Here is a 12,750-nt window from a genome sequence, read left to right as displayed (position 1 = left end):
TATTTAAGGACGAAATTTTTTAGACTTTCGCTAACTATTAAGAGTATACTTATTCTACACGGTTATATTGAAAGGACTACTGAAATGAACAATCAACTTTTCCCAACTATCATTGGAGGCATCATTTGTTTTGTTATCTTTACATTCGATTATTTCCAATTCAGTTTGATAGAGAAATTTTTAGTGTTTGCGTTTTTTGTGATACTACCACTCATCATCATTTTAATAGATTCCAATGAACAAACAAAGCTACAAAGAAAGATTTATTTCTTCATTAAGGTTCTGCATTTCCCTACAGCCATACTTTCTTTAGTTTCTCTGATGAGCAATAAAACGTGGGAAACAGGAAATAGTACGATTTCAGGGTCATTGTCTCTTGCGTGGCTTTTATTTACTTTCTTACTCGCTTTATATGGAGTGCTTCTCATTTTAAAGAAAAAAGAAAAGATAGAAGAAATCGCAATCGGGGCAGGGTTAATTTATTTTTTCATTGGAGGGATTTGGTTTACCCTTTATCAATATGAACTAACCTTTCTATTAGTTGAGCCTACGGTCAGTTCTTTAAGCGCCGTTCATTTTCATTTTTCCTCTGCTATTGTTCCTATCTTTATCGGAATGCTTGGACGTATAATGGTCAAGAAAAGCTGGTATAGCTGGTTAGTTATCATTGATATCCTCGGACCAATTTTGATCGCGATTGGGATTGTTGTTTCTAAACCACTGGAGATTATAGGTGTAAGCATCTTTGCCGGTAATATTGTCATTTATAGCGCCTATCTCCTTATGAAAATAAGAAAAAGCAAGAAAAAGAGTTACGGTAACTTAATGCTAACTATCTCTTCGCTTGCTTTTTACAGTATTATTGTTGTTTCTATTTCTTATCCGATATTGAAGCGGTATTTCTCGATAACCATTATGGATATGATACCTATCTATGGTTCGCTACATGCGTTTGGGTTTGTGTTATTTGGGTTGGTGGGATGGATTTTGGTATTTCACTATCAATACAAACGTGTTGATTGAAGAAGAATAAGTAATATTTATTACCTGGGTAAGACATATTCAAAAGATTACAATGGGAGTAGTTACAAAATTTAAGAGGGACATGCCATAGGGGAGGAAGGGTATATGTTCAGAGCATTATTAGCATTGACTTTTCTGCTTAGCCTTTCGGGTTGCGCAGGTGATTTATACGAAAAAGAACCTGTTGACGAAGAGTATTTCTCATTTTCAGGTGAGGTATTCGACTTAGGTGAACATCTCGACTTTTATCATGATGGTGAGGAAATACTATACACCCTTGCATTGTTGAATCTTTCTTCCTCCATAACACAACCTGGATTAGAAGAATATCATAAACGGTATCGAGTTGAAACCAGGGAACGTCACGTCGAACTAACAAAAAATACGAAGATACTTGTAGGTGATAGAGAGGGAACGATATCTGATATTAGAGTTGGGAGTAAAGTCCAAGTCACCGTTCGAATTATGGAACAATTTCTACTAGAGGTAACGGAACTACAAGTAATTCAATAAATCTTATCATGAATTTCCGGGTTCGGGTCGACCACTGGTACGACCCGAAACATGCTTCGTTACTTTCCCTATTACTAGAAATACACTAATCAATGTCATTTTTTATATAATTTAACTACTAACAGTACTAGAATAAACAATATAATGAATCCCAATATATATACATAGTTTTTCGTTTGCTCCTCATCATTTACAAAGTCTAGTAAATCCTCAAAATTATATACCTGAAGATTAGTTTCTTTGTTATCTGTTATAGTAATCACAAAATCTTCTTCTTGGTTAGGCCTATTACTGTAACTTATAGAAACAATTTCCCCCGAGTTTAGTAACTCCTGTAATTCGTCTTCATACTCTTTCCAAGGAAAATATATTGCTTCTTCTTTATAATCCGGTGACCATGGCGTGCCATAATTAACATATTGAACATAGGTAAATGGTTCGTCAGTTGCTTCGATATAACCATTAACTTCTATGGAACTATCATAAACAAATACTCTATATTCTGTTTCTACCCAATCTGGCGGTTCTACAATAGTGGTTAAAAAAATTAGTGTAAGTAATTGTATTAATAACATAACCTTTTTCCCCCTTGCTGTTTAATAAAAATCAATTTATTAAATATTGCACTTTAACTTCATACCCATAAGTTAATGAGATCACACTGGCTGATATCAATTCTGATTATAACTTAGCCTTTGGGATATATGAGTCATTATTTCATGTAAAATTATTGAAGTGTATAGTTTTTTTGTAATTATTGAATAAATTTTTATGAATATGTATAATTTATGAAACTATTAATAAATACCAGGATACAGCCCCCAAAAAAAGGATATCTGTTTCTTGGGTTCCATTAAATCGCATTTTTCAAAGCTAAAGAATTTTGCTTTAAGTGTTAGGGTGCAGGGAATAGTCATGTATGTATAAAAGTGTAGCCCTATTAAATAGATCATTTTTAGGGGTTCTTATATGAGTCATTTGTCGAATAGGAAGCGGCTTTAGTTGTTAACGAATATTCTTGAGATGGAGACGGATGATGGGCATGAGTTATCATTTCAAGAAATACAAGTTTTGGTGGCGCAGCATTCAAAACGGTCGATATATTTAGCTAAGTTATTTTCCTGCAAGAATTGTTTGATATCCATTTTCATCACTCCTACTCATCCAGCTATATACCTATCATTTTAACATTCGGGTGGTGCCACGACCCGAAAAAACCTTGAAAGGTATTTAACCAATCAAGGTATAAATTTTATTATGTTTTTTAATCAACTAGTAACTCCAAGTAATATTTATCATTTTCTTGTATCTTTCTTAAAAATTCTTCAAGAGAAGTCGCAATTTGAATATCATAATAGTAAACTGCACTATTAGTATTTTCGTTTAATTCTATTGACATTAAAGCTGATTCGCTTCCTTCAAAAAATATAAGTTTGTTATTCTCAAATTCATCATAGATTTCTATGTCGGGATAAAACTCATAGTCATTAACTCTTAATCGGAAATCTCTTACTGAATATGGGTCCATAATACGATTAATGTTAAACTCTGAACCCTTAATAAATCCGTAGCCGACCTCTATATAAAAAGTAACTAACTCCTTAGGAAATTTTATCTCGAGTTCCTTCTCAACTTCTTTTATTTCATTTTCAGTCACTAGATAAAAATTATTTTCTTGGTTTGCCTTAATAAATTCATAGCTCATTATTTTTTACCTCCTGATGTAAATCTTTTCGTACTAGCATTAATGTTCTTCCATCTTCCACATGGTGCTATGTGTAATTCTTCTACTAGTCTATATAATTGTCCAGTCTTAGTGTCATAGTATTTACCTATTGGTTTACCAAAGTCTATTCTTTCTTTTTTACCGTTTGGTAGCGGTTGACCTTAACCTGCAAACTTATCAAGCAATTCTTATAAACACGATATAGGAAATAAAAACAAGAGGGTTAACTATGGACGAGCGTTATATCTATTCACAGAAGAACAGCATTTTACTAGGCCCTAAATTCCAAAAATAAAGTTTACTAACCCTTAAGAGTGAAAGTAATTTCTCTTAAGGGTTAGTATCAATCTCCTACAACAACAATATTTTTTTCTTCATTTATTGCCTTTTTAGAAATTATATAAAGTTCATTGACAAAATCTTTTAAATCAGCAAATTCCAAATAGGTAATATTATTAAACTCTTTTTTTAAATACTCGCTAGTTTCTTTTTCACTAAGTATTTCAATTAAGCGATTACTCATCTCGTATATTTGAACAATTTCTTGTTTATTTAAAACTTTATTTCCGTATGGGTCAAATGCTAAAAGCTGTTCAACATAAGGTGAAAAGATATTCTTGTATTTTTTTTCGTATTAATTCTAGCAATGTATCTTCAATATCAGCAACCTCTCTGGTTGTTGCTGCCTCATCCATGTTATTAGCTAAACAAAATCTTAATCCCATTTTCCCACCCCCTATTATGGAGTATAGTTTGATGGAAATGCTGTTGTTACATTTCCGTTTTCATCTACTACTACTTTAAGATTATACAGTGGTTTACCTCGTTTATTATTGCCAATTGGACTCCCTCTAAGGACACCTACACAAAAGGTATGCCATACCCTGTGTATTTATAATGCTATAAACAGTAGAATACTTTATATAAATCAAACGTTTGATGGCGATTGTCGTACTAAAGGATTTCTGGATACATCATAAAGGGCTTATATGGGTTATCTCTTTCGGTAGGTAAATGCGGTTTATTCGGCACTAGGTAGCCATTGAAATAAGTAAACCTTGAGAGGCATGAGCCAATCAAGGTTTCTTTTTACAAAGTAGATTGTATTTCTTCAAACCATTCCCTGGAAATATCATCTGCTGTTTTTTCAGGGTGGTTAGAATACACCATATCATACTTATAATCTGCACTCAGACTATTATTAACAACACTATAAATTAACTTAATCTCTGATGGCATTTCTCTATTATATTCATCACAGAGGTTAATCATTTCCTTAATGTTGTTAATTAAGATAGTTAGAACTCCACTTTGACGTTCACCAGAAGTATCATAATGAAAATCATTTGGATTACTAATAGCATCATTTAATTTATGTTTTCTAACAACTTTTCCGTTTATACAATAAAAAAAGTCACTAGAAATAACTCTCGCTTCAAAAGAGCAGTATATAAATATTTTTTCTGCTCTATTTTCAACATATTCCAAACAGATGGCAACCATGTCTGCTTGTAATTCACTAAATTTATCCTCAAAGTTCTTGCTCATATATATCACACTCCTTAATTAAATAAATCCTTAATAAACCGCTCTCCATCTATTTCATAATGTACATTAAACGATGATGGTCTTGTACTATTTCCATGATATTTGATTTCTAAATTTACTGTTACTTGTTTAGGTGGTGTTTCTTTTAAAGCTGCAGCCCATTGGTTTTCTAGTTTTTTATACTGACTTAGATTAATGTTGCTAGCTTGTGATACTAAATTATCTAATTCGGGTGAACCACCAAATCTATCACCAGCTAAGTGCCCTGCGTGATCTCCTGGTTGTTTTCCTGGTGTATTAGGGTTGTGATTTAATCTATTTTCTCTTTTTGTTAATTGCAAATTATCTGTCTCAAACTTACTAATCCTTCCCAAATTATCAGTCTCATAAGAATAATTGTACTCACCCGACTTATATTTTATATTCGGTTTCAACTCTCCTTTATTATTATATGGGTTATTAACATAAGGCTTTGCACCATTATTATTACCATTAGTTTTTGAAGTCTGTGCACTATTTACATCCGTACTACGCTTATCAGTCAATTGAGTTTTAGGTTCTGTAGATGGAGTATTGCTTGGGCTACTAGAGTTATTAAGCCTCCTTGCTTTGTTTAAATCTAAAGCTTTATCTACCACTTTTGCAGGTTTAACTAAAATAAATCCAGCCGCAAGGGCTTTATCTCCTATGCTGGCTTCTTTGTCCACTAGAGTGATGACATCATCTGCCCAAAAATTAATAACCGCATTCGAAAGGTGACCGGCTGTATGCATATTAGCTTTTGAGTTTGGATTGCCCAATACTTTTCGATAGTCCTCAAAATGAGGTGCCGGTCGTTCGATGTCAGATGAGGCATTAAATGATTTCCGTTCTAAGTTGGTTGGATCGCTTAGGTATCGCTTAAGAGCTTCCTCCTCATCTATTGGAAAGGAGGTTTGAGATTTATCCATTAAGTAGTCATTACTAAAGACATACTCAGACATGTCGTCTTTGACATTTTGTGTATTCAGCATGGTCGATTGTGTGTTCCAATTGTAGGGTTCATTAATCGTTGCATTATAGACACTTTTTACTTTGGCTTTGATGTACATCGTGCTAAGTACTCGGAAGATAGCTGTAATATCTTTAGTGGTTTTAGCTACACTCTTCCGTATCTTTTGTTTCTTAGCCGAGAACTTGACTTTAATTCCTTTAAACGCATTCCAATTCTTTGATTTGACGGACTTTCTTGAGAGTGTATACTTTTTCGCTAGACTCACTAGTTTTCTTTCGTTGTTTGAGTATGCGGTCATCGATTGGTTCATAAACTTCTCAAGAGCCTTTAGTTGTTGTTCGATGTCATGAAGAGCACGTTGAACCTCATCTAGACGACCACCTATGTTGCGCCTTGCTACAATTTTCCTATCTAAACTATTCGATACTCCCTTTATATTTCCTCTTGCAGAAGTAATCATTGACCTTTGTTTTTCTAGCTGACTGTTGGCTTGAAGTATTTCTTTTATTCGTATATCAATTAGAGACAAATTCCCACCCCGCTTTATGCCAAAGAGATCCCTTTCTCAAGGAATCTCTTTTTTGGAAAATAGTTACTCCTAGCATAAAACAAAAGCGTACAGAAAGTGAGAGACTATAGTAATAATTTCCATTTTATATGGTAGTCCTTATGTCTTATTCAGGGCGTGCCAGGCACCACCCGAAACATGCTTCGTTACTTCCCTATTACTAGAAATATTCTAATCAATGTCATTTTTTAAATAGTTTAACTACTAACAGTACTAGAATAAACAATATAATGAATCCCAATATATATACATAGTTTTTCGTTTGCTCCTCATCATTCACAAAGTCTAGTAAATCCTCGAAATTATATACCTGAAGATTAGTTTCTTTGTTATCTGTTATGGAAATCACAAAATCTTCTTCTTGGTTAGGCCTATTACTGTAACTAATAGAAACAATTTCTCCCGAGTTTAGTAGATCCTGTAATTCGTCTTCATACTCTTTCCAAGGAAAATATATTGCTTCTTCTTTATAATCCGGTGACCACGGCGTGCCATAATTAACATAATGAACATAGGTAAATGGTTCGTCAGTTGCTTCGATATAACCATTAACTTCTATGGAACTATCATAAACAAATACTCTATATTCTGTTTCAACCCAATCTGGCGGTTCTACAATAGTGGTTAAAAAAATTAGTGTAACTAATTGTATTAATAACATAACCTTTTTCCCCCTTGCTGTTTAATAAAAATCAATTTATTAAATATTGTACTTTAACTTCATATCCCATAAGTTAATGAGATCACACTGGCTAATATCAATTATGATATAACTTAGCCTTTTGGATATATGTGTCATTATTTCATGTAAAATTATTGAAGTGAATAGTTTTTTTGTAATTATTGAATAAATTTTTATGAATATGTATAATTTATGAAACTATTAATGAATACCAGGATACAGACCCCCAAAAAAGATATCTGATTCTTGGCTTACCTTTGAATCGATTTTTTCAAAGCTAAAGAATTTTGCTTTAAGTGTTAGGGTGCAGGGAATTGTCATGTATGTATAAAAGTGTAGCCCTATTAAATAGAAAGTTAGTGCCTGTCCTGACCTTTTTAAAGTATTACCTATTTGGGTGGGGAATTTATTTTGGAAAAACTTTCTGAATGTAATAGAATGAAGTTCCAGCTCTAACTGGATAAGAAGAGAAACCTGGGAAACGGGAACTAGTGCGATTTCAGGTTCTTTGTCTCTTGCGTGGTTTTTATTTACTTTCTTACTCGCTTTATATGGGGTGCTTCTCATTTTAGAGAAAAAAGAAAAGATAGAAGAAATCGCAATTGGGGCGGGGTTAATTTACCTTTTCATAGGAGGGATTTGGTTTACCCTTTATCAATATGAGCTAACCTTTCTAGTTGATCCCACTGTTAGTTCTTTAAACACCGTTCATTTTCTTTTTTCCTCTGCTATTGTTCCTATCTTTATAGGAATGCTTGGACGTATCATGGTGAAGAAAAGTTGGTATAGCTTGTTAGTTATCATTGATATCATCGGACCGATTTTGATTGCCATTGGGATTGTTGTCTCTAAACCACTGGAGATTATAGGTGTAAGCATCTTTGCTTGTAATATTGTCATCTATAGCGCCTATCTCCTTATGAAAATAAGAAAAAGCAAGAGAAAGAGTTATGGCAACTTAATGCTAACCATCTCTTCACTTGCTTTTTACAGTATCAGTGGCGTTTCTATGAGTTATCGGATATTGAAGCGATATTTCTCTGTAACCATTATGGATATGATACCTATATTACGGATCACTACATGCGTTTGGATTTGTTCTATTTGGGTTGGTAGGATGGAACTTAGTGTTTAATTATAAATATAACCGGACCAATTGAATTGATATACTTGTCAAATCTATGGCGACTGACTGATGTGTAATAAAACGAATATTTTTACCAAGTCCTTAAGATATGCATGTTAAAGAAGGGTAGGTTGAATAGTTGTTAGAAACACCGGGTCGCCATGGACTCCTTTTCCCCACGATTTTTAATTTCATATAAATGTAAATCGAGTAAGAAAATATGGTCGTTTTATTAAAATGTCAATGCAACCGCAACCTTTCTTATACGTCAGCTTTCCCAATGGTGTTGATTTAAATAAAAAACCTTGAAAGGCATGTAGCCAATCAAGGTAATAGTATAAGTTTAGTGTGAGTTTATTTTAGCTAAAAATTTCTCTACTAAGTCTTTATATTCATTAAAGTCCTCATCACTCATAAAATTATCCATTTCTACATTTTCTTTTACGTCCATAAGTACTTCTTTTAGTGGTTCCTTTTGTTCAGTAATTTTTTCCATATCAACAGAAAATAGTACCTCTAATAACTGACCATCATAAACATCACCTTCTAGAGGATTAAGCTTAAGAAACCCTATTGCTTTATCTATTGCTAATTGAATAAAAATATTCTGTTTAATCATTCTACATAAATCAATAATATCTAATTCTGTAATATCTTTATTTATTAATGTATTATACCATTCATCCAATGCATAGTCTTCTTGGACTTCTTCCTGTGGCAATTGATAAATATCCCTTATCTTCATCTTTATATCCCTCCAAAAGGTTCAAATAAGTCTTCTATTTTTTTTATGTTTTTATTAGCCTTATCCAAACCATCTTGTAATACTTTTCTTGTTGCAGCATCTAAGTTCGGGTTATTTAACGAACCTTCTAACCCTTTTTTTATCTTAACCAGTCCTTTATATGAATCCTGCATTTCTTGAAGATGGTTCCAATATCCCCCACCAGGTTTAGGAACAGGATTACCTTGTAGGTCTCTTAAAGTTCCTGAAAAATCTTTGTCTGTTAAATGTTTTTTTTCTATATTGTCTAAAGTTTCAAGGTTTCTTTGTTGTGCTCTAGTAATATTACCATTACCATTACCCTTATCCCTTGAAATCTGTGCACTATTTACATCCGTACTACGCTTATCAGTCAATTGAGTTTTAGGTTCTGGAGATGGAGTATTGCTTGGGCTACTAGAGTTATTAAGCCTCCTTGCTTTGTTTAAATCTAAAGCTTTATCTACCACTTTTGCAGGTCTAGCTAGAATAAATCCAGCCGCAAGGGCTTTATCTCCTATACTGGCTTCTTTGTCCACTAGAGTGATGACATCATCTGCCCAAAAATTAATAACCGCATTCGAAAGGTGACCGGCTGTATGCATATTTGCTTTTGAGTTTGGATTGCCCAATACTTTTCGATAGTCATCAAAATGAGGTGCCGGTCGTTCGATGTCAGATGAGGCAATAAATGATTTCCGTTCTAAGTTGGTTGGATCGCTTAGGTATCGCTTAAGAGCTTCCTCCTCATCTGTTGGAAAGGAGGTTTGAGATTTATCCATTAAGTAGTCATTACTAAAGACATAATCAGACATGTCGTCTTTGACATTTTGTGTATTCAGCATGGTCGATTGTGTGTTCCAATTGTAGGGTTCATTAATCGTTGCATTATAGACACTTTTTACTTTGGCTTTGATGTACATCGTGCTAAGTACTCGGAAGATGGCTGTAATATCTTTAGTGGTTTTAGCTACACTCTTCCGTATCTTTTGTTTCTTAGCCGAGAACTTGACTTTAATTCCTTTAAACGCATTCCAATTCTTTGATTTGACGGATTTTCTTGAGAGTGTATACTTTTTCGCTAAACTCACTAGTTTTCTTTCGTTGTTTGAGTATGCGGTTATTGATTGGTTCGTAAACTTCTCAAGAGCCTTTAGTTGGTGTTCAATGTCATGGAGTACACGTTGAACCTCATCTAGACGACCACCAATGTTACGCCTTGCTGCAATTTTCTATCTAAACTATTCGATACTCCCTTTATATTTCCTTTTGCTGAAGAAATCATTGACCTTTGTTTCTCTAGCTGACTGTTGGCTTGAAGTATTTCTTTTATTCGTATATCAATTAGAGACAAATCCCCACCCCGCTTTATGCCAAAGAGATTCCTTTCTCAAGGAATCTCTTTTTTGGAAAATAGTTACTCCTAGCATAAAACAAAAGCGTACATAAAGTGAGAGAATATAGTAATAATCTCCATATTTTGTGATGATTCTTATGTCTTATTCGGGTGGTGCCACCCGAATATGGAAGTAGGAGTGACGTTTTATTCAGAACTAGGCTTAGCTGTAAAAAAAGAAACCTTTTATAGCATAGCGCCAAACAAGGTTTCATAAAAATACTCAAACAGTAATATTTGTCTTTTCTGCCCACAAATGAATTATACTTATATTATAAAAGCCCTGAAAGGCATATAACCATTCAAGGTTATAATTAAAATTTTTTATTTAATTTTGTTTTAACTCCTTCTTTCAATTTCTCTACTATATTATTTAGCCACTGTAATGGGTTTAATTTAAGAGCTGAAAAATAAACTTCGGCATTATTTTGAATAATACTTTCTTTCTCCTGTTTTGTTAATTTACTATTCAAAAACTTTTCACAATCCTTTATTGTATACTGCAGGCATTCTATACTAGCTTCTTTTATAAACTCCTCTAATGCTTGTTCTGGAGAATTGATGTCTTGATGAAATGTTCCTCCAAAAAAATCTTCCAATTCCTCTAAGTAATCATAAGTTTCATCCATTAACTATCCCTTCTTTCTATTTAACAGGATATCCTGTTAAAATAAAAAAGCCTTGAAAAAGTTACTCGAACTTGTTCATGGCTATCTTCATCTGCATTTTTAATTCAATAATTAAATGATTTAATAACTGACTCTTAGGTAAAACTACATATTTTGGATTTATTAAAGGTAACTATTAATCAAACTCTTGAAGACAGTGCTTCTTCCAACATAATTTGAAAGTTATTAAAAGAATTCATTTCCGTACCTGATGGCTTATCGAGCTCTAAATATATTTTATTTTCCAAGTCATAGCAATACCAAGCAGTATCAGAATCACCGAAGAAAAGATACTGTTTTTGCCAATTATTCTCATGCCATATTTCATTTATCTCGACAAAACCATCAATATTTTCAATTTTATTATCTAAGAAAGCATTATCGACACCATAAATAACCAAACCATTAAAATCTAAACCATTCAACTTTTTTAGAAAATTCACATAACTATCAGGTAATAAAAATCCGTTGAATTGAACTTTAATATTCTCCTTCATTTTATTTATTTCATTACTAGTAGCAGGTCTTCTTAGACTACTCCCAAAACTTTCTTCAATTTTTTGTATCTCACTAACCATTTTCTCCCACATACAATTATTCCCTCCCTACCAATTCTTTTCTGGCGGATAAATATTTCCATTAGGGATTGGCCAGCTAATTGTTTTACTTTGCCCCGGCTCTAATCCTCTTGTTAATTCATTTTGTTTATTAGTTATTGCCTTATGAAAAGGGTCATTTTTTATAAGAATCAAATTATCATGAGCATTTGTTCCACCATCATCCAGAGGTAGCTTATGATGAACCTGCCATCCTTCTGGTGTTAGACCTTTTTTCATTCTTGCAATGTCAACTTCTGTTAGACCTGCATTAGTAAGTCGGTTCACTTTAATAGGGTCATTTGCAAAATCTTTAAGATAATTTTTTCTAACACTATTATTGAATTCTTTACGAAGTTTTAGCGTATCTTCGGGCGGTCGTTTTGTATATATTATTTGCTCCATCTTCACTTTTTTTAGGTGAACACTTTCACCTTTTAATACACCTACAAAATCATCTCCATCTTTACCCTTATTACTCGGATTCTGTGCACTATTTACATCCGTACTACGCTTATCTGTCAATTTAGTTTTAGGTTCTGGAGATGGAGTATTGCTTGGGCTACTAGAGTTATTAAGCCTCCTTGCTTTGTTTAAATCTAAAGCTTTATCTACCAATTTTGCTGGTCTAACTAGAATAAATCCAGCCGCAAGGGCTTTATTTCCTATGCTGGCTTCTTTGTCCAATAGAGTGATTACATCATCTGCCCAAAAATTAATAACCGCATTCGAAAGGTGACCGGCTGTATGCATATTTGCTTTTGAGTTTGGATTGCCCAATACTTTTCGATAGTCCTCAAAATGAGGTGCCGGTCGTTCGATGTCAGATGAGGCAATAAATGATTTCCCTTCTAAGTTGGTTGGGTCGCTTAGGTATCGCTTAAGAGCTTCCTCCTCATCTATTGTAAAGGAGGTTGGAGATTTATCCATTAAGTAGTCATTACTAAAGACATACTCAGACATGTCGTCTTTGACATTTTGTGTATTCAGCAAGGTCAATTGTGTGTTCCCATTGTAGGGTTCATTAATCGTTGCATTATAGACACTTTTTACTTTGGCTTTGATGTACATCGTGCTAAGTACTCGGAAGATTGCTGTAATATCTTTAGTGGTTTTAGCTACACTCTTCCGTATCTTTTGTTTCTTA

The 12,750-nt window shown here is 33.5% G+C and carries 16 protein-coding genes; 3 read left to right on the top strand and 13 right to left on the bottom strand.

What is annotated here, in order from left to right; genetic code table 11:
* Positions 1-84: 84 nt before the first annotated feature.
* Both BK585_RS04800 and BK585_RS04795 read left to right on the top strand, forming a co-directional pair.
* Positions 85-1,023, top strand: coding sequence for a YndJ family transporter (locus tag BK585_RS04800; RefSeq protein WP_078552238.1), 939 nt, complete (start codon positions 85-87; stop codon positions 1,021-1,023).
* A 105-nt stretch (positions 1,024-1,128) separates the two neighbouring features.
* The gene (locus tag BK585_RS04795) at positions 1,129-1,536 is read left to right on the top strand and encodes a hypothetical protein (RefSeq protein ID WP_078552236.1); all 408 of its coding nucleotides are present in this window, start codon (positions 1,129-1,131) and stop codon (positions 1,534-1,536) included.
* A 95-nt stretch (positions 1,537-1,631) separates the two neighbouring features.
* Here BK585_RS04795 and BK585_RS04790 read toward each other — a convergent pair whose 3' ends face one another.
* The 7 genes from BK585_RS04790 to BK585_RS04760 all read right to left on the bottom strand — a co-directional run bounded on the left by BK585_RS04790 (position 1,632) and on the right by BK585_RS04760 (position 7,033).
* On the bottom strand, positions 1,632-2,111 hold the full coding sequence (locus BK585_RS04790) for a hypothetical protein (protein WP_078552235.1): 480 nt from the start codon (positions 2,109-2,111) through the stop codon (positions 1,632-1,634).
* A 689-nt stretch (positions 2,112-2,800) separates the two neighbouring features.
* Positions 2,801-3,241, bottom strand: coding sequence for an SMI1/KNR4 family protein (locus BK585_RS04785; protein ID WP_078552234.1), 441 nt, complete (start codon positions 3,239-3,241; stop codon positions 2,801-2,803).
* Positions 3,242-3,605: 364 nt separating this feature from the next.
* Positions 3,606-3,785: a hypothetical protein gene (locus BK585_RS04775; RefSeq protein WP_078552232.1), complete on the bottom strand. Its 180-nt coding sequence runs from the start codon at positions 3,783-3,785 to the stop codon at positions 3,606-3,608.
* 70 nt (positions 3,786-3,855) lie between these two features.
* Positions 3,856-3,987, bottom strand: a complete 132-nt coding sequence (locus tag BK585_RS24580; protein WP_281248872.1) for a hypothetical protein — start codon at positions 3,985-3,987, stop codon at positions 3,856-3,858.
* Positions 3,988-4,351: 364 nt separating this feature from the next.
* A complete protein-coding gene (locus BK585_RS04770; protein ID WP_078552230.1) occupies positions 4,352-4,810 on the bottom strand; it encodes a DUF600 domain-containing protein in 459 nt (152 codons plus the stop codon).
* A gap of 14 nt (positions 4,811-4,824) precedes the next feature.
* On the bottom strand, positions 4,825-6,333 hold the full coding sequence (locus tag BK585_RS24380) for a DNA/RNA non-specific endonuclease (RefSeq protein WP_245805781.1): 1,509 nt from the start codon (positions 6,331-6,333) through the stop codon (positions 4,825-4,827).
* Between the two features lie 220 nt (positions 6,334-6,553).
* Positions 6,554-7,033 (bottom strand): hypothetical protein, encoded by a 480-nt coding sequence (locus BK585_RS04760; protein ID WP_078552228.1) that lies wholly within the window; start codon positions 7,031-7,033, stop codon positions 6,554-6,556.
* A gap of 529 nt (positions 7,034-7,562) precedes the next feature.
* Between BK585_RS04760 and BK585_RS04755 the strand changes: the two genes are divergently transcribed.
* Positions 7,563-8,189: a YndJ family transporter gene (locus BK585_RS04755; RefSeq protein WP_245805780.1), complete on the top strand. Its 627-nt coding sequence runs from the start codon at positions 7,563-7,565 to the stop codon at positions 8,187-8,189.
* Positions 8,190-8,523: 334 nt separating this feature from the next.
* On the opposite strand, the gene BK585_RS04750 is transcribed toward BK585_RS04755, so the two are convergent.
* From BK585_RS04750 to BK585_RS23655, 6 genes are all read right to left on the bottom strand, one after another.
* Positions 8,524-8,925 carry a contact-dependent growth inhibition system immunity protein gene (locus BK585_RS04750; protein WP_078552226.1) on the bottom strand — a complete coding sequence of 134 codons (402 nt, stop codon included), beginning with the start codon at positions 8,923-8,925 and terminating at the stop codon, positions 8,524-8,526.
* A gap of 2 nt (positions 8,926-8,927) precedes the next feature.
* Entirely contained in the window at positions 8,928-10,034 is a 1,107-nt protein-coding gene (locus tag BK585_RS24375) for a polymorphic toxin type 28 domain-containing protein (protein ID WP_245805779.1), read from the bottom strand.
* Between the two features lie 104 nt (positions 10,035-10,138).
* The gene (locus BK585_RS23910) at positions 10,139-10,297 is read right to left on the bottom strand and encodes a hypothetical protein (protein WP_170885471.1); all 159 of its coding nucleotides are present in this window, start codon (positions 10,295-10,297) and stop codon (positions 10,139-10,141) included.
* Positions 10,298-10,653: 356 nt separating this feature from the next.
* On the bottom strand, positions 10,654-10,968 hold the full coding sequence (locus BK585_RS04740) for a contact-dependent growth inhibition system immunity protein (RefSeq protein WP_078552224.1): 315 nt from the start codon (positions 10,966-10,968) through the stop codon (positions 10,654-10,656).
* A 179-nt stretch (positions 10,969-11,147) separates the two neighbouring features.
* Positions 11,148-11,597, bottom strand: a complete 450-nt coding sequence (locus BK585_RS04735; protein WP_078552222.1) for a YrhA family protein — start codon at positions 11,595-11,597, stop codon at positions 11,148-11,150.
* A gap of 15 nt (positions 11,598-11,612) precedes the next feature.
* Entirely contained in the window at positions 11,613-12,674 is a 1,062-nt protein-coding gene (locus tag BK585_RS23655; RefSeq protein WP_139367496.1) for an HNH endonuclease signature motif containing protein, read from the bottom strand.
* Positions 12,675-12,750: the final 76 nt, after the last annotated feature.

This window comes from Bacillus alkalicellulosilyticus (assembly GCF_002019795.1).
Lineage (GTDB): Bacteria > Bacillota > Bacilli > Bacillales > Bacillaceae_F > Bacillus_AO > Bacillus_AO alkalicellulosilyticum.
This window is presented reverse-complemented; position numbering and strand designations above follow the sequence as displayed.